This is a genomic window from Brevibacillus sp. IT-7CA2 (assembly GCF_949767855.1).
Classification (GTDB): Bacteria; Bacillota; Bacilli; order Brevibacillales; family Brevibacillaceae; genus Brevibacillus.
This window is the reverse complement of record NZ_CATKQT010000011.1, coordinates 339,728-366,259: the sequence shown is the minus strand read 5'-3', so window position 1 is coordinate 366,259 and position 26,532 is coordinate 339,728. Positions and strand designations below refer to the sequence as shown.

Annotated in this window: 23 protein-coding genes; all 23 read left to right on the top strand. The window is 47.7% G+C overall.

The window, feature by feature from the left end; translation table 11 throughout:
• The first annotated feature begins 7 nt into the window (after positions 1–7).
• The 23 genes from ACM6JA_RS08150 (at position 8) to ACM6JA_RS08040 (ending at position 26,487) form a co-directional block, all read left to right on the top strand.
• Complete coding sequence (locus tag ACM6JA_RS08150; protein ID WP_414851902.1) at positions 8–793, top strand: phosphatidate cytidylyltransferase; 786 nt, start codon at positions 8–10, stop codon at positions 791–793.
• A gap of 40 nt (positions 794–833) precedes the next feature.
• The gene (locus ACM6JA_RS08145; protein WP_414851901.1) at positions 834–1,982 is read left to right on the top strand and encodes a 1-deoxy-D-xylulose-5-phosphate reductoisomerase; all 1,149 of its coding nucleotides are present in this window, start codon (positions 834–836) and stop codon (positions 1,980–1,982) included.
• Between the two features lie 43 nt (positions 1,983–2,025).
• On the top strand, positions 2,026–3,291 hold the full coding sequence (rseP, locus tag ACM6JA_RS08140) for an RIP metalloprotease RseP (protein WP_414851900.1): 1,266 nt from the start codon (positions 2,026–2,028) through the stop codon (positions 3,289–3,291).
• A 55-nt stretch (positions 3,292–3,346) separates the two neighbouring features.
• Positions 3,347–4,429: a flavodoxin-dependent (E)-4-hydroxy-3-methylbut-2-enyl-diphosphate synthase gene (gene ispG, locus ACM6JA_RS08135; RefSeq protein WP_414851899.1), complete on the top strand. Its 1,083-nt coding sequence runs from the start codon at positions 3,347–3,349 to the stop codon at positions 4,427–4,429.
• Between the two features lie 42 nt (positions 4,430–4,471).
• Positions 4,472–6,217 (top strand): proline--tRNA ligase, encoded by a 1,746-nt coding sequence (locus ACM6JA_RS08130; protein ID WP_414852234.1) that lies wholly within the window; start codon positions 4,472–4,474, stop codon positions 6,215–6,217.
• A gap of 116 nt (positions 6,218–6,333) precedes the next feature.
• Positions 6,334–10,638 (top strand): PolC-type DNA polymerase III, encoded by a 4,305-nt coding sequence (locus ACM6JA_RS08125; protein ID WP_414851898.1) that lies wholly within the window; start codon positions 6,334–6,336, stop codon positions 10,636–10,638.
• 167 nt (positions 10,639–10,805) lie between these two features.
• Complete coding sequence (gene rimP, locus ACM6JA_RS08120; RefSeq protein WP_007719235.1) at positions 10,806–11,264, top strand: ribosome maturation factor RimP; 459 nt, start codon at positions 10,806–10,808, stop codon at positions 11,262–11,264.
• Between the two features lie 53 nt (positions 11,265–11,317).
• Positions 11,318–12,409 carry a transcription termination factor NusA gene (gene nusA / locus ACM6JA_RS08115; protein WP_007719234.1) on the top strand — a complete coding sequence of 364 codons (1,092 nt, stop codon included), beginning with the start codon at positions 11,318–11,320 and terminating at the stop codon, positions 12,407–12,409.
• A 2-nt stretch (positions 12,410–12,411) separates the two neighbouring features.
• The gene (rnpM, locus tag ACM6JA_RS08110) at positions 12,412–12,702 is read left to right on the top strand and encodes an RNase P modulator RnpM (RefSeq protein ID WP_048033422.1); all 291 of its coding nucleotides are present in this window, start codon (positions 12,412–12,414) and stop codon (positions 12,700–12,702) included.
• Positions 12,699–12,998, top strand: a complete 300-nt coding sequence (locus ACM6JA_RS08105; protein WP_007719232.1) for a YlxQ family RNA-binding protein — start codon at positions 12,699–12,701, stop codon at positions 12,996–12,998. Before rnpM ends, ACM6JA_RS08105 begins: the two co-directional genes overlap by 4 nt.
• Before the next feature lie 21 nt (positions 12,999–13,019).
• On the top strand, positions 13,020–15,677 hold the full coding sequence (infB, locus tag ACM6JA_RS08100) for a translation initiation factor IF-2 (protein ID WP_414851897.1): 2,658 nt from the start codon (positions 13,020–13,022) through the stop codon (positions 15,675–15,677).
• Positions 15,677–15,958, top strand: coding sequence for a DUF503 domain-containing protein (locus ACM6JA_RS08095; RefSeq protein ID WP_007719228.1), 282 nt, complete (start codon positions 15,677–15,679; stop codon positions 15,956–15,958). The genes infB and ACM6JA_RS08095 overlap by 1 nt, the downstream gene beginning before the upstream one ends.
• A 27-nt stretch (positions 15,959–15,985) precedes the next feature.
• Positions 15,986–16,351 (top strand): 30S ribosome-binding factor RbfA, encoded by a 366-nt coding sequence (rbfA, locus tag ACM6JA_RS08090; protein WP_007719226.1) that lies wholly within the window; start codon positions 15,986–15,988, stop codon positions 16,349–16,351.
• A complete protein-coding gene (locus ACM6JA_RS08085; RefSeq protein WP_414851896.1) occupies positions 16,341–17,336 on the top strand; it encodes a DHH family phosphoesterase in 996 nt (331 codons plus the stop codon). The genes rbfA and ACM6JA_RS08085 overlap by 11 nt, the downstream gene beginning before the upstream one ends.
• Complete coding sequence (gene truB, locus ACM6JA_RS08080) at positions 17,329–18,255, top strand: tRNA pseudouridine(55) synthase TruB (protein ID WP_414851895.1); 927 nt, start codon at positions 17,329–17,331, stop codon at positions 18,253–18,255. The genes ACM6JA_RS08085 and truB overlap by 8 nt, the downstream gene beginning before the upstream one ends.
• Before the next feature lie 3 nt (positions 18,256–18,258).
• Complete coding sequence (locus ACM6JA_RS08075; RefSeq protein ID WP_414851894.1) at positions 18,259–19,200, top strand: bifunctional riboflavin kinase/FAD synthetase; 942 nt, start codon at positions 18,259–18,261, stop codon at positions 19,198–19,200.
• 133 nt (positions 19,201–19,333) lie between these two features.
• Positions 19,334–19,603, top strand: a complete 270-nt coding sequence (gene rpsO, locus ACM6JA_RS08070) for a 30S ribosomal protein S15 (protein WP_015891708.1) — start codon at positions 19,334–19,336, stop codon at positions 19,601–19,603.
• Positions 19,604–19,871: 268 nt separating this feature from the next.
• Positions 19,872–22,019, top strand: a complete 2,148-nt coding sequence (gene pnp, locus ACM6JA_RS08065; RefSeq protein WP_414851893.1) for a polyribonucleotide nucleotidyltransferase — start codon at positions 19,872–19,874, stop codon at positions 22,017–22,019.
• 158 nt (positions 22,020–22,177) lie between these two features.
• A complete protein-coding gene (locus ACM6JA_RS08060; protein WP_414851892.1) occupies positions 22,178–23,155 on the top strand; it encodes a polysaccharide deacetylase family protein in 978 nt (325 codons plus the stop codon).
• 112 nt (positions 23,156–23,267) lie between these two features.
• Complete coding sequence (locus ACM6JA_RS08055; RefSeq protein WP_414851891.1) at positions 23,268–24,521, top strand: M16 family metallopeptidase; 1,254 nt, start codon at positions 23,268–23,270, stop codon at positions 24,519–24,521.
• 72 nt (positions 24,522–24,593) lie between these two features.
• Complete coding sequence (locus ACM6JA_RS08050; RefSeq protein ID WP_144614610.1) at positions 24,594–24,854, top strand: YlmC/YmxH family sporulation protein; 261 nt, start codon at positions 24,594–24,596, stop codon at positions 24,852–24,854.
• 137 nt (positions 24,855–24,991) lie between these two features.
• Positions 24,992–25,894, top strand: coding sequence for a dipicolinate synthase subunit DpsA (gene dpsA, locus ACM6JA_RS08045; RefSeq protein WP_069849228.1), 903 nt, complete (start codon positions 24,992–24,994; stop codon positions 25,892–25,894).
• On the top strand, positions 25,891–26,487 hold the full coding sequence (locus tag ACM6JA_RS08040; RefSeq protein WP_007719213.1) for a dipicolinate synthase subunit B: 597 nt from the start codon (positions 25,891–25,893) through the stop codon (positions 26,485–26,487). The genes dpsA and ACM6JA_RS08040 overlap by 4 nt, the downstream gene beginning before the upstream one ends.
• The last annotated feature ends 45 nt before the right edge of the window (positions 26,488–26,532 follow it).

Sequence of the window (26,532 nt, the reverse complement as noted above, 5' to 3'; positions counted from 1 at the left end):
GAATCAGTTGAAGCAACGTATAATAACAGGCCTGATTGGTGGGGCTGGTTTTCTATTATTGATGTATGCTGGTGGAGTTTGGTACTCACTATTGGTGTTTTTACTGGCTGTCATTGGCTATTATGAATTTATGAGAATGGCTGGCATTCAGTCATTTTATTTGGCAGGATTGCTCGGATATGTATTGATGTTAAGCATTTTGTGGCCGTCTCTATTATTTTCGGATTGGCTCAGTATCAGCATGCCGGATCTGATGCTGCCCGTCATCCTGCTCTTGTTGATTTACTCCGTTTTACGGAAAAATCAGTTTCACATTGAACACGTCGCCCTTACGTTGGTGGGGGCGTTATACATAGGCTACGGTTTTACTTATATGGCCGCTACCCGAAACCTACCTGAAGGATTCATGCTAACGGTCATGGTCATTATGGGAATCTGGTCGACTGATTCTGGCGCCTATTTTGTCGGAAAAGCAATAGGTAAGCGTAAACTGTGGCCAGAAATAAGTCCAAACAAGACGGTGGAAGGGGCCTTAGGAGGTCTCGTCGCTTCTGTCTTGATTGTTCTTTCCATCAATGCAAGCTTTGGACATTTTGCGATTGATCAAGCTTTGACAATCGCACTTGTTGCGGGGATCGTCGGGCAATTGGGGGATCTGGTTGAGTCGGCTTTCAAGAGACATTTCCATGTAAAAGATTCAGGACAGCTCATTCCGGGTCACGGGGGCGTTTTGGATCGCTTTGATAGTTTTTTGCTCGTCTTTCCGGTTCTACATCTATTAGGTATTGTCTAAAACCTTTTGCATATAGAAAGAGATATAGAGGGTGAAATCCGTGAAAAAAATAGCGCTCTTAGGTTCAACGGGGTCAGTTGGAACGAGCACGCTTGAAGTCGTAGACCAGCATCCCGAGGATTTTTCGGTGGTGGCTATGGCTGCTGGAACAAACGTCGATCTATTGACGCGCCAGGTGGAAAAGTTCAAGCCCGAGCTCGTTTCTGTAGGAAATGAGAAGGCTGCCGTTGAACTGCGAGAAAGATTGGCGGGCAAGTCTCATCCAGAAATCGTTTACGGGGCGGAAGGATTGGAACTGGTTGCCCGTCATGAAGCTGCCAATTTCGTTATGACCGCTGTTGTCGGCAGTGTAGGGGTCGCACCTACACTCGCCGCGATTGAGGCGGGAAAAACAATTGGACTGGCCAACAAAGAGACACTAGTGAGCGCTGGCCCTGTCGTCATGAAACGAGCGAAAGAAAAAGGTGTATCGATTATTCCAGTAGACAGCGAGCATTCAGCTGTCTACCAATGTCTGCAAGGCGAACGCAAGGAAGATGTGGCGCGGGTTATTTTGACCGCTTCAGGCGGTTCCTTTCGTCACCTCTCTCGCGAGGATCTACAGCAAGTGACAGTAGAGCAGGCATTGGCTCATCCGAATTGGAGCATGGGTGCAAAAATTACCATCGATTCTGCTACCATGATGAACAAAGGTTTTGAAGTGATCGAGGCTCATTGGCTGTTCGATTTACCTTATGAGCAAATCGAATGCGTATTGCATTATGAAAGTATCATACACTCTATGGTAGAATACAAAGACAGAGCGGTCATGGCCCAACTCGGTACGCCAGATATGAAGGTTCCGATTCAGTACGCCATGAGCTATCCCATCAGAAAAGAACTACCTACGGAACCACTTGATTTGGTCAAGATCGCCACGCTTCATTTTGCAGCCATGGATTATGAGCGTTATCCTCTGTTAAAATTAGCGTATGAGTGCGGCATGGCAGGAGGTACGCATACTGCAGTACTGAATGCAGCCAATGAAGTCGCAGTTGATAGGTTCTTGAAGGGAGCGATCAGTTTTTTGGACATCGAAAAGGTCGTCCGAAAAACATGCGAAGCTCACCCTGGTGTAGCGAGTCCAGAGCTTGCAGATATTTTCGCAGCTGATGAGTGGGCACGCTCTTATGCGCTCGTCTCCATCTAAGGAATATGAGTGTTAGATACTTGACAGAAAGGTGGCTGTTCACTTGCCTTTGCCCAACCTGGATTCCGTTGAATCAATTCTCGCGATTGTAGTTGTATTTGGGGTACTTGTCTTTGTGCACGAACTAGGACACTTCCTTCTGGCAAAGAAGGCGGGGATCTTATGTCGTGAATTTGCACTGGGAATGGGGCCAAAAATTTTTCGCGTGAAGCGGGGAGAAACGGAATACACCTTACGCCTGTTACCCATCGGTGGTCTTGTTCGCATGGCGGGGGAAGACCCGGAGATGGATATGTTGAAACCGCACATGGAAGTAAGCGTGGAGCGGGATGCGTTAGGAAAGGTCACACATATTTTGCTCGATGGGCCAAGTTCTGGTTCTACTCGTGCGATCACTGGTACGGTGGTACAATTTGATCTGGAGCAAAATTTAAATATCGTGCTTGAACTAGATGGAGAGCAGAAGACGTTTGCTGTTCATCCACAAGCTCAGCTGGTCAAGGATGGACAAGAAGTACAGATTGCCCCTCTAAACAGACAGTTCAAAGGCAAGACAGTTTCACAACGTTTTTGGGCGATTTTTGCAGGACCTGCAGCCAACTTTTTGCTGGCGTTTGTTTTGTTTATCGTGATCGGTTTCTTGTACGGCGTACCGAATGGCAGCTATCTGGGGAATGTGATCCCGGGAGGACCTGCTGCTCAAGCTGGATTATTGCCAGGTGATAAGGTGATCGCGATTCAAGGTCAGCCTGTATCCTCGTGGAAAGACGTTGTAGAGAAGATTAGCAAAGCGCCGGAACAACAATTAACATTTGAGTACGAGCGCAATGGCCAGCGTATGACTGTGCCAGTTAAAGTAGGGAAAGACGAAAACAACGTGGGCAAAATCATGGTAACCAATGCACTCACGTTTGCCCCAGGGGAAGTTCTCAAATACGGTGCAACCTCCACTTACGAGTTTACGATGATGATCCTGAAAAGCTTGGGAATGCTCGTAACGGGTGAATACGGACTGAAGGACTTGAGTGGTCCAGTCGGTATTTTCAAGATGACTGGAGAGGTTGCTCAACAAGGTATGGCGATTCTTTTGAAATGGGCTGCAGTATTGAGCATTAACCTCGGATTGTTCAATCTGTTGCCGCTGCCAGCATTGGATGGCGGACGTCTCGCATTCTTGGGAGTAGAGGCGCTGCGTGGTCGACCTGTTGACCCGCATAAAGAAGGAATGGTTCATTTCTTGGGCTTTGCCTTTTTGATGTTGCTGATTTTGGTAGTGACGTGGAATGATCTGCAACGATTGTTCTCCTAATCACGTACTAACACGATAGAGAGAAAAACAGACATACCTAAAAGGATGGTGCAAAATGTTCAAGCGCGAGGAGACGAAACCGGTTTTTGTAGGTGGAGTGCAAATCGGGGGCCAAAAAAGCGTAGTCATCCAGTCGATGACGACAGCAGACACGCGTGATGTTGAGAAAACTCTGGCTGAGATTCAGAGACTGCACGATGTCGGTTGCCAAATTGTTCGCTTGGCCGTCATCAATGAAGATGCAGCCCGTGCCATCAAAAAAATTAAAGAACGCTCCCCGTTGCCGCTCGTTGCCGACATTCATTTCGACCACAAGCTGGCATTGATTGCGCTGGAGAGCGGGATTGATAAAATTCGTATTAACCCAGGAAACATCGGTTCGAAAGAAAAAACGCAACGCGTAGTGGAAGCGTGCCGCGAGCGCAATGTTCCGATCCGTATCGGGGTCAACTCCGGTTCAGTCGAGAGAAGACTTTTGGAAAAATACGGTTACCCTTCTCCGGAAGCGATCGTAGAAAGTGCGATAGACCACGTGGAAATTCTCGAAGACTTGAACTACGACAACATCGTCATTTCCTTGAAGTCTTCCGATGTTCCAACGATGATCCAAACATATTCGTTGATGGCACAGAAACGCAACTATCCGCTGCACGTCGGTGTAACAGAAGCAGGTACACAGTTCTCCGGTAGCATTAAGTCTTCAGTTGGAATCGGAACGGTATTGTCGATGGGAATCGGTGACACCATTCGCGTATCCCTGACGGCTGATCCTGTTGAAGAAATTAAAGTAGCAAAACAAATCCTTCGCAGCTTGGATATCGTGAACAACGATCCAGTGGTCATTGCATGCCCATCTTGCGGTCGATGCGCAATTGACCTGATCGGTTTGGCAACAAAAGTCGAGGATGCGATTTCCACGCTGAAAGTACCGTTAAAAGTAGCGGTAATGGGTTGCGCGGTAAATGGTCCTGGTGAAGCTCGTGAAGCAGATGTAGGCGTTGCCGGCGGAAATGGCGAGGGCTTGATTTTCCGTAATGGTGAAATTGTTCGGAAAGTAAAAGAAACCGAGTTGTTTGAAGAGCTGATGAAAGAAATTAACGAAATAGTAAACGAGCAAAAACCTACAACTGTAGGATAATGCACGTTGATTGCTGAAAGGCATAAGGAGGACACGCACGTGTTGAAGCAAAGTCAAATGTTGATCCCTACCCTGCGGGAAGTGCCATCCGACGCTGAGATTGCCAGCCACAAGCTGCTGCTCCGCGCAGGTATGGCCCGCCAACTGGCTTCCGGTATTTATACGTACCTGCCCCTGGCGCTCCGTTCCCTACACAAAATCCAAGCGATTGTGCGTGAAGAAATGAACAATGCTGGGGGACAAGAGCTGTTGATGCCAGCGATGCAACCAGCTGAGTTGTGGCATCAAACGGGTCGCTGGGATGTATACGGTCCCGAGCTCGTTCGCCTGCGTGATCGTCATGATCGTCCTTTTGCCTTGGGTCCAACCCACGAAGAAGTCATTACGAGTCTCGTGCGTGATGAGATTAACTCTTACAAAAAACTCCCGATCAACCTTTATCAAATTCAAACCAAGTTCCGTGATGAAGTGCGTCCACGCTTCGGTTTGATTCGTTGCCGCGAGTTTATTATGAAGGATGCTTACTCTTTCGATTCGTCACAGGAAGGTCTGGATCGCAACTTCCAGGCGATGTATGATGCGTACACGAACATCTTTACCCGTGTAGGCTTGAACTTCCGTGCAGTAGAAGCGGATGCAGGTGCAATCGGCGGAAAAGGCACATACGAATTCATGGCGTTGTGCGACATTGGGGAAGACACGATTGCTTATTCTGAAGAAGGCGATTATGCAGCCAACTTGGAAAAGGCAGAAGTCGTGTACAAACCATCTGCAAAGCCAGCAACAGAAGCGCCAGCTCGAAAAAAATTGCATACGCCTGGTACCAAAACGATCGACCAATTGGTACAAGCACTGCAAATCGAAGCAAAGCAGATCATCAAGAGTCTCATTTATCGCCTAGACGACAAGCTGGTTATGGTGCTGGTACGCGGTGATCATGAGATCAATGAAGTGAAGCTGAAAAACTTGTATGATGCAACGATCGTAGGGCTGGCTTCTGAAGCGGATATCGTTTCGGTAACAGGAGCGCCTGCAGGATTTGTTGGCCCAGTTGGCATTGATCCTGAAAAAGTGGAAATCATTGCGGACAATTTTGTTCAAGATGTTTATGATGGTGTCGTCGGTGCCAATGAAACAGACTATCATCTGACTCACGTAGTTGCTGGCCGTGATTTCACGGTTTCCCAGTACGCTGACTTGCGCAACATTACAGAAGGTGACGAGTGCCCTCGTACAGGTGGTGTTATCAAGTTTGCACGTGGTGTAGAGGTCGGTCACGTATTCAAACTGGGTACGAAATACTCCACAGCGATGGGTGCTACGTACTTGGATGAGAACGGTCGCAGTCAACCAATGATCATGGGTTGCTACGGAATCGGTGTATCTCGTACAATTGCGGCAGTGATCGAGCAGAACAATGATGAAAATGGTATCATTTGGCCAGTATCTGTTGCACCTTTCCATGTGCATGTGATTCCGGTCAATGTTAAAGTAGAAGAGCAACGTCAAGTTAGCGAACAAATTACAGAAGCATTGCGCAAGGCTGGCGTAGAAGTTTTGTTTGACGATCGTCCTGAGCGTGCTGGTGTGAAGTTTAAAGACGCTGATTTGATTGGACTGCCTCTGCGTATTACGGTTTCCGATAAAGCGGCACAAGAAGGAACAGTGGAAGTGCGTATCCGCAAAAACGGTGAAACACATGATGTGAAGCTGGATCAATTGGTCGATGAAGTGAAAGGTCTCTTATCTCGTGTTGACCAAACAGGAGCTGCCTTGTTCGGTAATTAGTTGCATGCAGGAATAAGAAGGATTTTGTCGAATTTTTACGGGGTACTCCCCTAGATTAATGGGGAGTGCCTCTTTTTCTTGTTTAAACGCTCACTTATAGGGAAGGTGGGAAAACCGTGGACCGTTTACAAGAGCAAAAACATCGCTTCTCCCTATTGGTCAAGCAAATGGAAGTTCCTGACGAATGGGTGGAGCGATTTTTTCTTGATGCTCAGATTGAAAAGTTAGAGCTGTATAAGCAGAACAAAGAATGGGTTTTTCACTTTGCCCTCCCGAGAATGATACCTGCGGATGTTTATGCAGCTTTTACCAAGCGATTGACGCATACATTTTCACATCTAGCCAAAGTTGATACCCGATTTCGCTATCTGCAAAAGCCGTCTCTCGATCAAGTAGTCGAAGAGTATTGGGACGTCTTGCTGGCGGGGCTGGAGCCGACTCTGAACTCCTTGGCAGTTACGATGCGTCAAGCACGTAAACAAGTCGAACAGCAGGAAGTCAAGGTATACTTGCCAACGGAGATGTCCGTTGAGGTTGCCAAGCGTAAACGAGCGGATAATGAGCTTTTGGCTGCTTTCCAGAAAGCTACCGATTGCTCGATGCGCTTTACTTTCCATGGGGAAGAAAGCGATGACGCGTATAAGGCCTTTGAGGAGCAACGTAAAGAGGAAGAGCGTGCTCTCGTCGAAGTTGTGATGACGGCTGTTCAACAGGAGAGCAAATCGTCTGATAAAGCTGATGCTGTCACTACGCTCATGATGGGCTATGAAATCAAAGATGCGCCGATCCCGATTTGCGAGATTCAAGATGAGGAACGCCGTATCGTCATCCAAGGAACCGTATTTAACGTAGAAGTCAAAGAGCTTCGCAGTGGACGCCATTTGCTCACGTTCAACGTATCAGACTATACGGATTCTCTTACAGTGAAGATGTTCTCTCGCGATAAAGAAGACGTGAAAATGCTTGAATTGCTGAAAGACGGTATGTGGGTGAAAGTACGGGGAAGTGTACAGCATGACACATTTGTACGCGATCTCGTGATGAATGCCAATGATTTGAACCAGATTGAGCAGGTCATTCGCAAAGATCACGCGGAAGAAAAGCGTGTTGAGCTCCATTGCCATACGCCGATGAGTGCGCTGGATGCCGTTGCATCGGTAAAATCACTGGTCTCGACGGCAGCGAAGTGGGGTCATAAAGCAATTGCTGTCACTGACCATGGTGTCGTGCAGGCTTTTCCAGAGGCGTATTCCATAGCCAAAAAGAACAACATCAAATGCATTCTCGGTATGGAAGCATACGTAGTCGAGGATGGTATCGATATCGTTTATAACCTGCATGCAGACAATAACCTTTCCATTGATGAGAATACCGAATACGTCGTGTTTGATACGGAGACGACGGGCTTAAACGCGTCAGAGCATACTATCATCGAGATCGCTGCTGTAAAAATGAAAGGCTCAGAAATTGTCGACCAATGGACGGAGCTGATCGACCCGCAATTGGAAATTGGGCCAAAGACAACCGAGATTACGGGGATTACCAACGAAATGCTCCGCGGGCAAGAGACACTCGATGTGGTACTCCGCAAGTTCAAGGACTTTACTGGTGACGCCATCCTGGTTGCGCATAATGCTGAGTTTGACAAAGCGTTTATTAACGCCTGCGCCAAACGGATTGGCATGGAACCATGGAGCAATTCATTTTTAGATACGCTGCCTTTGGCTCGTTTGATGTACAAAGGAATGCGTAATTATCGTTTGGGATCATTAGCGAAAAAGTTCAACGTCGAGCTCATCAATGCTCACCGTGCGTTAGACGATACTGTGGCCCTTGCTCAGGTGTTCCAGCAAATGTTGAAGGACATAAAAGAAGCGGAAATCAAATCGCTTGCTGAACTGAATGAAAAAAGCAACAAAGAGGCGGATTACAAGAGTGGACGTCCATTCCATGCGACGATTCTCGTTCAAAATAAAGAAGGCCTCAAAAACCTGTACAAGCTCGTAACCCGTTCTCATGTGGAAACATTCTTCCGTTGGCCCCGAATTCAGCGAAGCCAGCTGACCAAATACCGCGAAGGCTTGCTAATTGGTACGGCGTGTAAAGACGGAGAACTCATGCAATCGATTCTTCGCGGTAAGTCATCTGAAGAGTTGAAGGAAGTTGCTGCTTTTTACGACTATTTGGAATTACAGCCGGTCGCTCATTACTCACCACTGTTGCGTAATGAAGAAATTCCTTCGCTGGAGACGATGAAAGGCTACCATGAAAAGATCGTCGAAATGGGAAAAGAGCTCGGCAAGCTGGTCGTTGCTACAGGGGATGTGCACTTCCTGAATCCCCAAGATGAAATCTTCCGCGATGTTTTCTTATTGTCAAAAGGTGATCCAACCGCAGGCAATCAGCCGCCGCTTTACTTTCATACAACGGAAGAGATGCTAGAGGCATTCTCCTTTTTGGGGGAAGAGACCGCAAAAGAAATTGTCGTAACAAATACGAATGCCATTGCGGATATGATTGAGGATATTAGTCCGATTCCAGACAAGCTGTACACGCCGATCATTGAAGGGGCGGACGAAGAGCTTCGTCAAATGTGCTATGACAAAGCAAGGTCGTTGTATGGTGACCCATTGCCCGAACTGGTCGAGCATCGCTTGGAAAAAGAATTGAACAGTATCATCAAGCACGGCTTCGGTGTGATTTATTTGATTTCGCAGCGTTTGGTAACGAAATCGTTGAATGATGGTTACCTGGTAGGTTCCCGGGGATCTGTAGGCTCGTCTTTTGTTGCCACGATGTCTGAGATTACAGAGGTAAACCCATTGCCTCCTCACTATCGCTGCCCAAATTGCAAGCACAGCGAGTTTATTACAGATGGTTCAATCGCCTCCGGGTTTGACTTGGAGGATAAAGAATGTACGCAATGTGGAACCATGTATGCCAAGGACGGCCAGGACATCCCATTCGAGACATTCCTCGGCTTTAAAGGAGACAAAGTACCGGATATTGACTTGAACTTCTCTGGTGATTATCAGCCGCGAGCACACAAGTACACACAAGAGCTGTTCGGAGCGGATTACGTATATCGTGCAGGAACGATTGGTACCGTTGCGGAAAAAACAGCGTATGGCTACGTGCGCAAATATGCCGATGAACGAGGCATGACGTTGCGCAATGCGGAGATATCCAGGATCGTCAACGGCTGTACAGGTGTAAAAAGGACGACAGGACAGCATCCGGGCGGTATTATCGTAGTACCTGACTACATGGAGATTGAAGACTTTTGTCCGATTCAGTTCCCGGCTGATGATAATGAGTCAGAATGGCGCACAACCCATTTCGACTTCCACTCCATTCATGACAACTTGTTAAAACTCGATATTCTGGGACACGACGACCCGACCGTCATTCGTATGCTGCAAGACTTGACGGGAATGGACCCGAAGACGATTCCACTGGATGATAAAAAGACGATGTCCATCTTCAGTTCGACTGAGGCCTTGGGGGTTACACCGGAGCAAATCGGTACGAACATGGGCACACTGGGCATTCCTGAGTTTGGAACCAAATTCGTACGTCAGATGCTAGAAGACACCAAACCAACTACGTTTGCCGAGCTTGTTCAGATTTCTGGACTCTCGCACGGTACGGACGTTTGGTTGAACAACGCCCAGGACTTGATCCGCAACGGTACTTGCAAGCTGCCAGACGTAATTGGTTGTCGTGACGATATCATGGTTTATTTGATCTATAAAGGGCTAGAGCCTTCTCGCGCCTTTAAGATCATGGAGTCCGTGCGTAAAGGTAAAGGGGTTCCTGAGGACGATCAGGAAGAAATGCGCAATAACAATGTGCCAGAATGGTATATTCAGTCGTGCCAGCGGATTAAGTACATGTTCCCGAAGGCGCACGCGACTGCTTACGTCATGATGGCTGTGCGGATCGCATATTTCAAAGTACATCGTCCATTGGAGTTTTACGCAACCTATTTCACTGTTCGCGCAGACGACTTTGACATTCCGCTGATGGTCAAAGGCTCAGCGGCGATCAAGCAAAAGATTGAAGAGATCGAGGGCAAGGGACACGATGCACAGCCAAAAGAAAAGGCATTGCTGACTGTTTTGGAGATGGCGTTGGAAATGATAGAGCGGGGCTTCCGCTTTGCCAACGTTGATTTGTACAAATCAGACGCCACGCGCTTCTTGATCGAGGGAGATTCGCTGATCGCTCCATTTAACGCCCTGCCTGGTTTAGGGACGAACGCGGCGATCAGCATCGTAGCTGCGAGAGAGCATGGAGAGTTTTTGTCCAAGGAGGACCTCCTATCCCGTTCCCGCATCTCCAAGACCATTTTGGAGTTCTTGGACGAGCAAGGTGCTTTGAAAGGATTGCCAGAATCCAACCAGCTGTCCTTGTTCTAAGGCGTGCAGTCAAGGCTCACAGTCATCCAAAGGTTGTCAGCGGAGGGCTGTTATGCTATAATTTTTTTGGAAATACTGGTTTTATACGCATGGCTGATCGAGAGTGGGGAAACCCACTCTTTCTTTCTGGCTACACCTCATGGTTCAAATGAGAAGGAGGTACTTGCTTGAGCAAGGTAACAGGCATCGTCACTGAACTCGTCACGCCCATTGTTGAAGAAGTGGGCCTGGAGCTAGTTGACATCGAGTACAAAAAGGAAGGCAGCAACTGGTTTCTGCGCGTGTTTATCGACAATGAAACTGGCAACATCGACATCGATGACTGCCGCCTTGTCAGCGAGAAGCTGAGCGAAAAACTAGACGAAGTAGATCCCATCCCTACGGCATACTTTTTAGAAGTATCTTCGCCGGGTGCTGAGCGCCCATTACGCAAGGATAAGGATTTCACGAAAGCTGTCGGCAGAAATGTGCATATCACAACAAAAGAGCCAATAGAAGGTGCAACCACGTTCGAAGGCGAACTGGTATCCTATGAGGATGGCAAGCTGACAGTAAAAGAAGCAAAGAAAACGTATGTAATTTCCCAAGAGCAAATTGACACGGCTAGAATGGCAATTATTTTTTAGTTGTCGCGGCCAGTGTTAGCCCGTGGTAAGTAAAGGAGGAGGCAACGAAAGTCATGAACGGCGATTTTATCGAGGCTTTAGAAGCCATTGAGAGAGAGAAAGGCATCACCAAAGACGTACTGATCGAGGCCATCGAAGCGGCTCTTATCTCTGGATACAAACGTAACTTCAACTCGGCCCAAAATGTGCGGGTGGATGTAAATCGTCATTCAGGTATGGTGCGTGTGTTTGCGCGGAAGAGCGTAGTCGAAGAGGTTTTGGACGTGCGCCTTGAGATCTCTCAAGAAGCAGCACAAGAAATCGATCCTAACTTCCGTCTGGAGGATATCGTCGAAATCGAGGTAACGCCTCGTGATTTCGGTCGTATTGCCGCTCAGACTGCGAAGCAAGTGGTTACACAGCGCATTCGCGAAGCGGAGCGCGGTTTGATCTACAGCGAGTTTATTGAGCGTGAAGACGATATCGTAACTGGCGTCGTTCAACGTATGGACGCTCGCAATTATTACATTGATCTGGGTAAGGCGGAAGCTGTTATGCCGATCACTGAAAAAATGCCATCCGAAGATTTTAAATCACAAGATCGCGTGAAGGCATACATCATCAAAGTAGAGAAAACCACTAAAGGACCGCAAATCGTCGTTTCCCGTACTCACCCGGGGCTCTTGAAGCGCCTCTTTGAATTAGAAGTGCCAGAAATATATGACGGTGTGGTTGAAATCAAGTCTGTAGCGCGTGAAGCAGGTGATCGTTCGAAGATCGCTGTGCATTCCATCAACGCAGATGTTGATCCAGTAGGGGCTTGTGTCGGTCCAAAGGGCATGCGCGTCCAAACGATCGTTACAGAACTCAAAGGCGAGAAGATCGACATCGTTCGTTGGTCTGAAGATCCTGCCGAGTACGTAGCTAACGCTCTCAGCCCTGCAAAGGTGCTGCATGTTGAGGTTAACGTAGCGGAGAAGGTTACACGTGTGATCGTTCCTGATTATCAATTGTCTCTGGCGATTGGTAAGCGTGGCCAAAACGCACGCCTTGCAGCCAAGCTGACTGGCTGGAAGATTGATATCAAGAGCGAGTCCCAAGCCGACCAAGAAGGCATCGCTTATCCAAAAGAAGTAGAGAGCGATGAAGGGACGGACAACGAATAATCATGAAGCAAAAAAAGATCCCGTTGCGTAAGTGCATTGTTTGCCAAGGAATGTTTCCGAAAAAGGAATTAATCCGCGTCGTCCGGACGCCAGAAGAAGAGATCGTCATTGATCTTACTGGAAGGGCGGCGGGACGCGGTACCTATGTGTGTCGGCAGGAAAGCTGTCTGAAGCCGGATGCGTTCGCATCGGGAAAATGGAAAAAAGTGCTGGAACGTGCCCTCAATATGTCCATCTCCCAAGAAAAGTATGATGCTTTCCGTGAGAAATGGTTGGAGATGATGGGAAAATGATCCCAAAAGCAGCACAACTACTCGGATTGGCGATGCGTGCGAGAAAGATCGTTACCGGGGAGGAACTGGTCATTACCGCTATTCGTAATGGGCAGGCCCGCCTGGTTTTGCTCGCATCAGATGCATCAGACAATACCGCCAAGAAAGTAAAGGATAAATGTTCCTATTACGGTGTCTCATGTGTAACCACTGGCGACCGACATTCATTGGGACACGCAATCGGAAAAGATGGGCGCGTTACCGTGGCGGTAACCGATGGGAAATTGGCCGAAAGCATTCAGCGTCTGCTCACCTAACTTAGAAAGGGTGAAGTATATTTGAAGACACGTGTGTATGAGTATGCCAAACAGCACAACATGAGCAGTAAGGAAATCCTCAATTTGCTAAAACGATTGAATATAGAAGTAGCAAATCATATGAGTATCATGGAAGAAGGGACGATCAAAAGGATCGAGGATCACATGGCCAAATTGCGTTCTGGTGCCAAACCAGAGAATACGTCAAGTGATGCAAGACCCAAACAAACGGAAGATCAACGACGCCCCAACGACTCCAGAGGACAACAGAACAAACCCCAACAACAAGCGGGGCAAGCTCAACTGGTTAGAAATGACAGACCAAACAGCGATCGTGGAGGAAGCACATCAAACATCAATCGTCCAGCTAACAACAGTGCGAGTGCCAATTCCGATCAGCAAAGTCCTCAGCATGGAAAAAATCAGGGGAAGAATCAGGAGAGAAAACCAAACAATATGAGAAGTCAACCCGCAAAGCCGAATGACCGCAAGCCACAAGGTAATCAGCAACGACCACAAGGCCAAGGACAACAAAGACCACAAGGCCAAGGACAACAAAGACCACAAGGCCAAGGACAACAAAGACCACAGGGTCAAGGACAACAAAGACCACAGGGTCAAGGACAACAAAGACCACAGAACAATCAGCAACGACCACAAAACCAACAGCGTCCTGCACAACAACCTGTTGCTAATCAAACAGAGGGACGTACAGGGGAAGAATTTGAAGATAAAGTAAATCTGCCATCCAATGTTGGTACAGAAAAACGTGAGAAAATCAAAAAGGGTCCACAGACTCAAAAGACTTTTGAAGATAACAAGAAGAGTCAGCCTTTCCGTGGCGGTGGTAATAACCGCTATAACCAAAATAATCGACGTGGCAATAACAATCGTGGTGGCCAAAAGGCTCCACGTCCAGTATTTGACCCACCAACAAAAATTACCTTTACCGAGTCTTTGACCGTTAACGAATTGGCTGTAAAACTACGCAAAGAACCAGCAGAAGTCATCAAAAAGCTGTTTAATTTGGGGATCATGGCAACGATTAACCAGTACCTTGACCGTGAAGCTATCGAACTCATTTGCGCAGATTATGGCATTGAAGTCGAAGAAAAAATCATCATTGATGAGACTAACTTCGAAACGTTGGAAGAAGTAGATGCACCAGAGAGCCTTTTGGAGCGCCCGGCAGTTGTGACCATCATGGGTCACGTTGACCACGGGAAAACGACTTTGCTGGATGCGATCCGCTCTACCAACGTAGTAGCAGGCGAAGCAGGCGGAATTACCCAGCACATTGGTGCGTATCAAGTAGAGATCAAAGGAAAGAAAATTACTTTCCTCGATACGCCAGGTCACGCGGCCTTCACAACCATGCGTGCTCGCGGTGCGCAAATTACAGACATTACTATTCTGGTTGTTGCTGCAGATGATGGTGTCATGCCGCAAACGATTGAAGCGATTAGCCATGCGAAGGCAGCAAATGTACCAATCATCGTAGCGGTCAACAAGATTGACAAACCAGAAGCAAATATGGACCGTATTAAGCAAGAATTGACCGAGTATGAGCTGGTTGCCGAAGAGTGGGGCGGCGAAACTATCTTCTCCCCATTATCCGCTAAGCAGCGTACAGGTATCGAAGAACTGCTTGAGTACATCTTGCTCGTATCCGAGGTACAAGAACTGAAAGCCAATCCAGACAAGCGTGCTCGCGGTACTGTTGTAGAAGCTGAGCTTGACAAGGGACGCGGTCCTGTTGCAACCATTCTGGTTCAACAAGGTACCCTACGCGTTGGTGACCCAATTGTAGTAGGTTCCGCTTTCGGACGTGTACGTGCAATGGTGAACGACAAAGGACGCCGTCTGAAGGAAGCTGGTCCATCTACGCCAGTTGAAATCACTGGTCTGAATGATGTACCACAAGCAGGTGACCAATTCCGTGTCTTTGAAGACGAGAAAAAGGCGCGCGCAATCGGGGAAGCACGTGCATCCAAGCAGCGTGAATCCGAGCGTCGTGAGAGCTCCCGCGTTTCTTTGGATGACTTGTTCCAGCACATCCAAGAAGGCGACATCAAAGAGCTGAACCTGATCGTAAAAGGTGACGTACAAGGTTCTGTAGAAGCTCTGCGTGGTTCTTTGGAGAAAATTGATGTCAACGGTACACGTGTGAAAATTATTCATACAGGTGCTGGGGCGATTACGGAATCCGACGTTACGCTGGCAAATGCTTCGAATGCCATCATCATTGGTTTCAACGTACGACCTGAGCCAAATGCACGCAGCATGGCTGAACAAGAGAAGATCGACATTCGCCTGCACCGTGTCATCTATACTGTAATCGAAGAGATCGAGTCTGCTCTCAAAGGGATGCTTGATCCAGTCTTCAAAGAAAATATCATCGGCCAAGCTGAGATTCGTGAAGTGTTCAAAGTATCCAAAGTCGGAAACATTGCAGGTTGCTATGTGACTGAAGGTAAATTGAGCCGCGATGCTGGTGCACGTTTGATCCGTGAAGGCATTGTGATTTATGAAGGTAAGCTCGATACCCTCAAGCGCTTTAAAGATGATGCGAAAGACGTTGCAGCAGGCTATGAGTGCGGTCTGACTTTGGAACGCTTCAATGACCTCAAAATCGGCGACGTAATCGAAGCATTCGTCATGGTTGAAGTGAAACAATAATGATAGCAGGTGTGCAGATTGAACTGTTTCTGCCCGCTAGCCAAAACCTGAAAGAAAAACGGGCCATCGTCAAAAGTTTGATCGGCAAGCTGCGGAGCCGATTTAACGTCTCCGCGGCAGAGGTGGCTTATCTCGAGCAATGGCAGCGTACCGTGTTGGGTATCGCTGCCGTTGCTAATGAGATCTCTTTTTTACAACAAGAAATGCAGACTGTCGTTCGATTTGTAGAGAACCATCCAGATGTAGAGTTGATTCGTGTGGATACGGAATACTACGATTAATGAACAGTCAGCGGAGGTGAAAAATCGATGAATAAAACACGGATTAGCCGAGTAGGCGAAGAAATCAAAAAAGAACTGAGCCTCGTATTGCAGCGTGGACTGAAAGATCCTCGTGTCGGTTTCGTAACAGTAACGGATGTAGAGGTAAGCAGTGACCTGCAATTAGCGAAGGTTTTTGTCAGCATTTTTGGCAGTGAGGAAGAGCGTAAAGCTTCTCTTGCTGGTTTGACAAAAGCAAAAGGTTATTTGCGTACGGAGATCGGGAAACGCGTAAAGCTGCGTCACATTCCTGATTTTGTATTCAAGCTGGACGAGTCCATTGACTACGGCAGCAAAATTGAATCAATCCTGCGGGAAATCTCCACAGAGGGAGAGAAACAGGATGAATCCTAATCAAATGGCAGTACAGGAAGCGGCGCGGTTTATGCAGGAGCACAACCGCTTCCTGGTTCTCTCTCATGTAAGTCCTGACGGAGATGCTACTGGATCTGCTTTGGGAGTCGTGCTCATGCTAGAGCAGTTGGGAAAAGAGTATGTGGTTGTAAACGAAGGGGAAACACCGATCAAGTTCAACTTCTTGCCGCGGTTTGACCGTCTTTATAACCTGCGCAAACAATCACTGAACGAGACGTTCGGGGCCGTAATCGCTGTAGACTGCGCGGATGAGTCGCGGATGGGCGATGTACGGTCTTTATTTGCGTCTTGCGCTGCTTTGCTGAATATCGATCACCATCCGACCAACGATCATTTTGGCACGGTAAATCTGGTTCGTCCGGATGCAGCCGCAACAGCAGAGATTTTGTTTGATGTGGTAGAAGCAGCAGGGGTTTCTTTCAATGAAGAGCTTGCGCTGTGCATCTATACCGGTCTTCTGACGGATACAGGCGGTTTCCGCTATTCCAATACATCGCCGCGCGTCATGGAGATCGCTGCTCGATTACTCGGATACGGTGTGAAGCCAGGAGACGTAGCAGAGCGCTGCCTGGAGGAAATCACTATTGCCCATGTGAAAGTTTTGCGACATGCGCTCCAAACCTTGCAACTGTCCCATCAAAATTTGGTTGCTTCCATCACTGTTTCAGCCGCAGATTTTGCCGAAGTGGGTGCCGAGCGAGAAGATGCTGGTGGATTAGTGAATTACTGCCGCAACATTGAAGGAGTCGAGGTCGGCGTTTCTTTTGTGGAAGCGGAACCGGGAGTGGTCAAGGTGAGCATGCGCGCTCGCGATCGGGTTGACGTAGCTGTCATTGCGAAGCAGCTCGGTGGCGGTGGACACGCAAAAGCAGCAGGATGCACGATCAAAGGACCACTTCCAGAAGTACAGCAAAAAGTATGGACTGTGCTGGACGATGCAGTAGGAGTGAAATTCGATGAGTAACGTGAACGGCGTGCTGGTTATCGACAAGCCAGCTGGTATGACCTCCCATGATTGTGTAGCACGTATTCGTCGACTATATGGAACAAAAAAAGTGGGGCATACGGGTACACTTGATCCAGATGTAACGGGTGTACTCCCCATTTGTGTGGGACACGCAACGAGGCTAGTTGAATATTTGCAAGAGCTGCCTAAGCGATATGATGTAGTCATGCGCCTCGGCTCTACGACCACGACGGAAGATGCTTCCGGAGAAGTGGTGGAGCAAGCTGGAGTAGATACAGTATCGATTACGACGGAGCGTATTCAAGCGCTGTTCGAATCCTTTTTGGGTGAAATGGAGCAGGTACCTCCGATGTTCTCTGCGGTAAAGGTAAACGGCAAGCGGCTGTACGACCTGGCTCGTGAAGGTACCGTGATCGAGCGGCAGGCTCGGAAAGTGATGCTGTATGAGCTGACACTTCATAAGATTAGCGTGGATGGAGACACTGTCGATGTTGCATTCACGTGTACGTGCTCAAAAGGCACATACATGCGCACCTTATGTGTTGACCTCGGACGCGCTCTGGGTTATCCTGCCCATATGAAGCTGTTGCGGCGAATAAAAAGTGGCCCGTTCCAGGAGCAAGAGGCAATCCCTCTCCAGCAAATTGAGGAACAGGCATCAAACGGGGAAGACATTTCCCGTCACTTGGTCTCCATCCCTCAGGCAATCTCGTTCTTACCATCGTTTCAGGTCAAGCCAGAACGGATCAAAGCAGTACGTAATGGACTTGCGACCGCGCTTCCGGGCGTCACTACGGAGGAAGGAAGTTTGATTTGCTTGTTTGCGGGGGAAGAATTACTTGGCATCCATCGCGTATGCCGTGGAGACAAAGGACTTTTCGCCAAACCAGAAAAAGTCTTTCCAGCCGAGGTGTAATCCGTGAAAACGATCTACTTGACATACCCGTTTCCGTCTGACCTGCAAGCGAATCCTTGTGCGATTGCACTGGGGTACTTTGATGGTGTACATATTGGGCATCGCCGTGTAATCCAAAAGGCGATTGATACAGCGAAAGCAAACGGATGGCAAAGTACGGTAGTGACCTTTGATCCGCATCCTCGAGAAGTATTGGGGCAAAGCGGTTATACCCGCTATTTGACACCACTTGCAGACAAGCTCGAGCAATTCGAAAAGATGGGCGTAGACACCACTTATGTGATGAAGTTCGATATTAGCTTTGCGGCTATTTATCCAGAAGATTTCATCGCGGAGTGCCTTCTCCCATTGGAATGCCGCCATATTGTTGTTGGCTTCGACTACACCTTTGGTTATCGCGGAATGGGGACTGCCCATACCTTGCAAGAAATGAGCAAAGGTCGCTATGGGCTCGACATAGTGGGTCCGGTAAATCGCTTGGGTGAAAAAGTGAGCAGTACAATCATCCGTGAATATCTTCATCATGGGGATGTCGAGCAGGTTCGCCATTTGCTAGGCCGTGCCTACAAAGTGCGTGGGACAGTCGTGCATGGCGACAAACGCGGTCGAACCATTGGCTTTCCTACAGCGAATGTCCAAGTGAATCAGCCGTACTTGATCGGAAAGAATGGGGTCTACGGTGTTCGCTTTACTGTGGATGAACACAGCTACTATGGTGTCATGAACGTAGGGATCAAGCCTACATTTGAACTGGAGAAAAAAGAAAAGTCACTAGAAGTGCACATTTTTGAGTTCTCTGGTGAAATCTATGACAAAGAAGTAGAAGTAGAGTTCCTTTTCTACATTCGTGAAGAACAGAAGTTCGCTGGTGTGGATGCACTTATCGCTCAAATTGGACGAGATGTGCAGACGGCGAAGCAAAAATTCGCAGAGGGAATCTCGTAAAGGATTCTCTTTGCTTTTCACAAAATGGTATGCTATAATTCAAAACGTTGTACAGATAACCGTAGCTTGGCTGTCCGATGCTCACCGACGGCAGACTCGGCAAACGGTATAAAAAATGAGGAGGTGAGTCATGATGGCATTGACTCAAGAACGTAAAACTCAACTGATTCAAGAGTTCCGTACTCATGAGAACGACACCGGTTCCCCGGAAGTGCAAATCGCTATCTTGACCGAAAACATTAACAATCTGAACGGACACTTGCGTACGCACAAGAAAGATCACCACAGCCGTCGTGGTCTCTTGAAAATGGTTGGTCAACGTCGTAACCTGTTGACATACCTGCGTGAAGCAGATGTTCAACGCTATCGTTCGGTAGTAGACCGCCTGGGTCTGCGCCGCTAATCAGCGTTTTGTAAAAAGCGGGTTCTGCCCGCTTTTTCTATCGTGTAGGAGGGTTTAGCGTAGAAATGCGCTAAGCTCATCCGAAACGAGTAAAAAGAGTTGGAACCAATTTGTCTGATTAAATTAGCTTCACAAAAGAAGCTTTTTTTATTATCTAGAACGACTGCCAAAGGTACCCATTTAATTTTTATGATGGCAGGAAATAATACATATAGGTAGAAAACAAAGTGTGAAATGCACATTGTTGTGAAGGAGGACTGCTAGCATCATGGAGCAACAATACCGTACATATGACTTCGAACTGGCAGGCCGTAAACTGACCCTGGAATTTGGCAAAATGGCTAAACAGGCGCATGGTTCGGTCTTGGTTCGTTACGGCGATACAGCAATCCTATCCGCAGTTACAGTCTCGAAGGAGCCAAAACCTCTTGACTTCTTCCCGTTGACTGTTAACTATGAGGAACGTCTCTATGCGGTTGGGAAAATTCCTGGCGGTTTTATTAAAAGAGAAGGACGACCAAGTGAAAAAGCAATTTTGGCTAGCCGCTTGATTGACCGCCCTGTCCGCCCTCTTTTTGCAGAAGGATTCCGTAACGATGTACAAATCGTAAATACTGTTCTGTCTGTGGATCAAGACTGCTCACCTGAAATCGCAGCGATGATCGGTACTTCCGCAGCGCTATGCGTTTCGGAGATTCCTTTTGAAGGTCCGATTGCAGGAGTAATCGTAGGACGAATTGACGGTGAGTTCGTCATTAACCCTACTGTAGCTCAAGCGGAGAAAAGCGATATTCACCTGACTGTCGCTGGTACGCAAAAAGCGATTAACATGGTAGAAGCTGCCGCAGATCAAGTACCGGAAGCAGTTATGCTCGAAGCCATCATGGCAGGTCATGAGGTTATTCAGCAACTGGTAGAATTCCAAAACATGATCGTAGCAGAGATCGGCAAACCGAAGATGGAAGTCATCCTCCATGAGGTTGATCCTGAAATCGATCAAGCAGTGCGCGAATTTGCGGAAGCTCGTTTGAAAGAAGCTGTCCGTATTGAAGAAAAGCAAGCGCGCTACGATGCGATCGACGACATCAAGGCCGAAACCAAGGAACATTTCGCAGCCAAAGATCCTGAAGCTTATACCGCGCAGGAAAAAATGATTAGCGAAGTACTTGGAAATATTGTCAAAGATGAAGTTCGCCGTCTGATTACAGATGAAAAGGTCCGTCCAGATGGACGAGCACTTGGCGAAATTCGTCCGCTGTCCAGCGAGACAACCATACTCTCTCGTACACATGGTTCCGCTATGTTTACTCGTGGTCAAACACAAGCGCTGAGCGTTTGCACATTGGGCGCGCTGGGAGATGTTCAAATTCTGGATGGTCTCGGTCTGGAAGAATCGAAACGTTTCATGCATCACTACAACTTCCCGCCATATAGCGTAGGTGAAGCCCGTCCGTTGCGTCCTCCAGGGCGTCGAGAAATCGGACACGGTGCGTTGGGTGAGCGTGCAATCGAGCCAATCATTCCTTCTGAGGTCGAATTCCCTTATACGATTCGTCTCGTATCAGAAGTTATTGAATCCAATGGTTCCACATCGCAAGCGTCGATTTGCGCGAGCGTACTTGCCTTGATGGATGCAGGTGTACCGATTAAAGCACCAGTAGCCGGAATTGCGATGGGCTTGATCATGAGTAAAGATGAGCAATCTTTCTCGATCCTGACTGACATTCAAGGTATGGAAGATCATTTGGGGGACATGGATTTCAAAGTAGCTGGTACGGAAGCAGGCGTAACGGCAATCCAAATGGACATCAAAATTTCCGGTATTAACCGTGAGATTTTAGAGCTGGCCTTGGAGCAAGCACGTGAAGGTCGTTTGCACATCTTGAAACATATGATGAGCACGATTTCCGAACCGCGTAAAGAACTGTCTCCTTATGCACCAAAAATCATGACCATGACGATCAATCCGGAGAAAATTCGCGATGTAATCGGTCCACAAGGTCGTGTCATTAATAAGATTATCGAAGAAACCGGCGTAAAAATCGACATCGAACAAGATGGACGAGTCTTCATCGCATCCATCAACCACGAAGCGAATCTGCGCGCGAAACAAATCATTGAAGATCTGGTTCGTGAGGTAGCTGTTGGTCAGGTGTACCTGGGAACAGTAAAACGCGTAGAGAAGTATGGTGCGTTCATCGAGTTGTTCGCAGGTAAAGAAGGCTTGTGCCACATCTCTCAACTGGCTGAAGAGCGTGTAGCCAAAACAGAAGATGTTGTCGCAGTTGGTGATAAAGTAGAAGTGAAAGTGACCGAGATCGACGACCAAGGTCGTGTGAATCTCTCTCGCAAAGCAGTTTTGAAAGAGCAAGCTGCTGCGGCACAAGCTGCTGAAACACCACCAAAAGCAGAATAAAGAAAAACAAAAGGCTTCGTCACTCGAAGAAATTCGTGTACGGAAGCTTTTTTCTTTTATGTGACAGATGCTCCCGTTTCGTATGTCTAAGTCGTTCCTTCCACTCATACATTGGACAAGAGAGACTCGTACGATCGATAGAGGAGGGCGACGCCCTAATGACGAATAGGACCAGGAGACTTTTGTTCATATTTATATATGGAGCAGCGCTGATCGTTCTCTTGAATTATCAGCCTATTCATCATTACATCAGTACGATTAAAAATGTCCAAGTAGTGAGTGGAGATCGTAACGAAAACGAAAAAGCGCGTTTGCGGGCGCAGATTGAAAAGTGGAAAGAGGGCAGAGAGGAACAGCCGATAGATGCCGTCGTCGATCAGACGTGGAAGGCGATTCCGGGATATAATGGCCGTGTAGTCGATGTAGAAGAATCAATCAATAAAATGCTGGCTGCGGGAGTGTCCAGTCCAGATTTGCTGGTATACAAGGAAGTACCTCCAGCGGTTTCGCTTGAGCAATTGGGAGCACATCCCATCTATCGAGGAAATCCGAATAAACCAGCGATTTCTTTCATGATCAACGTGGCTTGGGGAAATGAGTATCTCGATTCGATGCTCAATACACTTGATAAACACAAGGTAAAGACAACTTTCTTTCTGGATGGCTCTTGGGTAAAACGTTACCCAGAAGAAGCAAAAAAGATCTTGGCACGTGGCCATGAGATTGGTAATCATGCGTATTCCCATCCCGATATGAACACACTGGGGACACAGAGGATTCATCAAGAGATAAGCCGTACGCAAGATGTTATTTATAAAACGATGGAAGTGAAGCCGTCGTTGTTTGCACCGCCATCTGGTGCTTTTAACCAACGCGTTGTACAAATCGCGCATTCGTCTTATCAAATGAAGACGATTCTATGGACGGCAGATACGATTGACTGGCAGAAACCTTCGCCTGCTTATGTGATCAATAAAATAAGCCGGAAAATGGAGAACGGTGTCCTTGTACTCATGCACCCAACTTCTACCTCCGAGGCAAGTTTAGATCAACTTCTGACGATCGCCAAAAAGAAGGGGCTACAGCCGACGACTGTTTCGGAGGTTATATCGAGTCGTAGACTCCCGTCACCGTAAATACATGTTCATTTATTGTGGAGACAAAGGAAGTTTGCTATAGTTAGACGTGTTTACAAGAAATTCCCCGAGGTTTCGGGTAGAGAAAGATGAACAACCGAGGAGGATTTACGTGATACAACGTCATACGTGTGATAACGGTCTTCGAATCGTGACGGAACGGATTCCGTCCGTTCGCTCCGTTGCCTTAGGCATCTGGGTAGGGACTGGTTCGAAATATGAAAACGAGAAAAACAACGGGATTTCCCATTTTCTCGAGCATATGTTTTTCAAAGGCACGACTACTCGTTCTGCAAAGGAAATTGCGGAAACCTTTGATGAGATTGGTGGGAACGTGAACGCCTTTACCTCGAAGGAGTATACCTGCTATTACGCAAGGGTGCTGGATCAGCACGCGCCAATCGCCCTCGATGTTCTTTCCGATATGTATTTCAACTCGGTGTTTGATGCAGATGAGTTGGAAAAGGAAAAGAACGTCGTCATTGAAGAGATTAGCATGTATGAAGACGCGCCAGATGATTTGGTACATGATTTGATTGCACGCGCTTCGTATAGCACACACCCACTTGGGTATTCGATTTTGGGTACGGAAGATGTCCTGCGCAGCTTGAAACGTGACGATTTGCTCGCTTATATTGATCAGCATTACCTGCCAACGAATACGGTGATTACAGTAGCAGGTAATTTTGAAGACAGTTTGATTGAAGACATTCAAAAGCGCTTTCAGACTTTCTCGCGTTCAGGCAGTATGCCGACCTTGTCTACTCCTGATTTTGCTGGAAATGTGATCGCGCATCATAAGGCGACAGAGCAAGCGCATCTGTGCTTGTCACTTCCTGGCTTTAAGGTAGGGCATCCTGAAGTATACTCCTTGATTTTGCTGAACAACGTGCTTGGTGGCAGCATGAGCTCGCGTCTTTTCCAAGAAATTCGCGAAGAACGCGGCTTGGCATACTCTGTTTATTCCTATCATTCGTCCTATAAAGAAGCGGGTACGTTCCACGTGTATACAGGAACGGCACCAGAGCAAGTAGGACAGGTATTTGACATCGTCTCGCGCGTCCTGCGCGATGTCGCTGATCATGGAATTACGGATAAAGAGCTGAACAAAGGAAAAGAGCAGCTGAAAGGCAGCCTGATGCTCAGCTTGGAAAGCACGAATAGCCGTATGAGTCGACTTGGCAAAAATGAACTCCTGCTGAGCCGTCACCTTAGTCTAGACGAGATCATCGCCAAAATTGACCGTGTTTCCCATGAATCTGTTTTGGCTGTGGCGCAGCAGCTCTTCCGCTCCAAGATGTCTATGGCGATGGTGAGTCCACTCGACGGCTTCCCTGAAAACGTAAAGAACGATATATTGTTGTAAGCAAAAATCCGGCATAGCCCGGATTTTTTTTGCGTATATCAACAGTAAATGAAGGACAAAGGGGGCTTCTCCATGCGCTTAAGCGAGTTGGGTGGGAAGGAGATTATCGGACTGGACAACGGGGAGAAAATGGGGGTCATCAGTGATTCCGATTTAGTCATCCATCCCGAAAACGGTACCATTCAATCCATCATCTTGCCAGGTGGCAGTTTCTTTGGTTTCGGCAAGAAGCGAGAGGACCTCGTGATCCCATGGAGCTCCATCGTAAAAATTGGGCCAGATATGGTCATCATCCAGCTTCAAGCGCCTGAGGCACAAGCTTCGCAAAAGTAGGCGCTTCTGTCACCGAAGTAGCAAGAGCGGAATAGGATGGGGGTAGACCGCATGGATTTCCGTCAACTTTTCCAAATGGAAAACCTTTGCGTTCCGATCATTTAATGCAGTAAAATGTGTGGAAAGGGGAACGCAGCATGCTAACGGGCATACATGTTGCCTTCATCGGCGGAGACGCTCGCCAGTTGGAAGTCATTAAGCGATGCATACAACTGGATGCTAGCGTCACGTTAGTTGGCTTCGACAACCTGGAAAGTAATTTTACAGGGGCAACGAAGAAACCATTAACATGCGATGTGTTGAAAGACGTGGACGCCCTCATCCTACCCATCGTAGGGACCGATGACCAAGGATACGTGGAAAGTATTTTCTGCTCCAAACAAATGCAGTTGCTAGACGAACATGTGGCGAGTCTGCCGAGTCATTGCGTGGTTTACACAGGAATGGCAAAGCCTTATCTGAAAAAGCTGTTGGCTTCCACACAGCTTCCTCTCGTGGAGCTCTTGGATCGTGATGACGTAGCTATCTATAACTCTATCCCTACTGTAGAGGGAGCGTTGATGATGGCGATTCAACATACGGATATTACGATTCATGGATCACAGTCAATTGTCTTGGGATTGGGCCGAACAGGTTTGTCCATGGCTCGAGCATTGCATGCGTTGGGGGCCCGCGTAAGAGTTGGGGCCAGACGTCAGGAACACTTGGCACGCATTTATGAGATGGGATTGACTCCCTTCCATATAAGCGAAGTAAGGCAACAGGTTACGAATGCTGATTTCATTTTTAATACCATCCCGCAATTATTACTCACGGCAGAAGTGATTGCTCAAATGCCTCAGTCGGCGTTTATTCTTGATCTTGCCTCCAAGCCAGGGGGAACGGATTTTCGTTACGCTGAAAGACGAGGTATCAAAGCTCTTCTTGCTCCCGGATTACCTGGAATCGTTGCACCGAAAACCGCTGGACAAATTTTAGCCCAAACATTGTCTCGTCTTATTGCGGATCAAAGGAAAGCGCCAGGAGGGGATGCAACATGAGTAAGCTTCAGGGAAAGACCATTGGATTTGGATTGTCTGGATCGCATTGCACCTTTGAGGAAACCATGCCGCAAATTAAGCGATTTGTGGATGCTGGAGCACGGGTGGTACCGATCGTATCGAATACGATTATGACCACGGATACACGCTTCGGTACTTCCCAAAGCTGGCAGCAACAAATCAAGGAACTGACGGGGGAAGAGCTTATTTCGACGATTCCTCAGGCTGAGCCGTTGGGACCTTCCAAGTTGTTGGATGTCATGCTCATTGCGCCTTGCACAGGCAGTACGACGAGTCGACTGGCGAATGCCATTACGGATAGTGCCGTACTGATGGCAGCTAAAGCGACGATGCGTAATCTGCGACCCATTGTGATTGCCATTTCCACCAATGATGGTCTGGGATTAAATGCAGCCAATATTGCCAAGCTATTGGCCGCGAAAAATATGTATTTCGTGCCGTTCGGGCAGGATGCCCCGGATAAAAAACCGAACTCGCTTGTAGCTCGTATGGATCTCCTATTGGAAACATGCGAAGCAGCTTTGGAAGGTCGACAATTGCAACCCTTGCTCATCGAAAGATTTAACTACTAATAAGACTACAGAAAAAACAATTAACCTGCTTTTTCGCGATTAGGA

Bases quoted from the DNA above. Each gene is read 5' to 3' on its own strand.
- ACM6JA_RS08085 (WP_414851896.1), top strand. From the start codon at position 16,341: ATGAATCCTAATCAAATGGCAGTACAGGAAGCGGCGCGGTTTATGCAG.
- ACM6JA_RS08040 (WP_007719213.1), top strand. From the start codon at position 25,891: ATGAGTAAGCTTCAGGGAAAGACCATTGGATTTGGATTGTCTGGATCG.
- ACM6JA_RS08050 (WP_144614610.1), top strand. From the start codon at position 24,594: ATGCGCTTAAGCGAGTTGGGTGGGAAGGAGATTATCGGACTGGACAAC.
- rbfA (WP_007719226.1), top strand. From the start codon at position 15,986: ATGAATAAAACACGGATTAGCCGAGTAGGCGAAGAAATCAAAAAAGAA.
- rnpM (WP_048033422.1), top strand. From the start codon at position 12,412: ATGAAGCAAAAAAAGATCCCGTTGCGTAAGTGCATTGTTTGCCAAGGA.
- dpsA (WP_069849228.1), top strand. From the start codon at position 24,992: ATGCTAACGGGCATACATGTTGCCTTCATCGGCGGAGACGCTCGCCAG.
- ACM6JA_RS08095 (WP_007719228.1), top strand. From the start codon at position 15,677: ATGATAGCAGGTGTGCAGATTGAACTGTTTCTGCCCGCTAGCCAAAAC.
- truB (WP_414851895.1), top strand. From the start codon at position 17,329: ATGAGTAACGTGAACGGCGTGCTGGTTATCGACAAGCCAGCTGGTATG.
- rpsO (WP_015891708.1), top strand. From the start codon at position 19,334: ATGGCATTGACTCAAGAACGTAAAACTCAACTGATTCAAGAGTTCCGT.
- ACM6JA_RS08060 (WP_414851892.1), top strand. From the start codon at position 22,178: ATGACGAATAGGACCAGGAGACTTTTGTTCATATTTATATATGGAGCA.
- pnp (WP_414851893.1), top strand. From the start codon at position 19,872: ATGGAGCAACAATACCGTACATATGACTTCGAACTGGCAGGCCGTAAA.
- ACM6JA_RS08105 (WP_007719232.1), top strand. From the start codon at position 12,699: ATGATCCCAAAAGCAGCACAACTACTCGGATTGGCGATGCGTGCGAGA.
- ispG (WP_414851899.1), top strand. From the start codon at position 3,347: ATGTTCAAGCGCGAGGAGACGAAACCGGTTTTTGTAGGTGGAGTGCAA.
- nusA (WP_007719234.1), top strand. From the start codon at position 11,318: ATGAACGGCGATTTTATCGAGGCTTTAGAAGCCATTGAGAGAGAGAAA.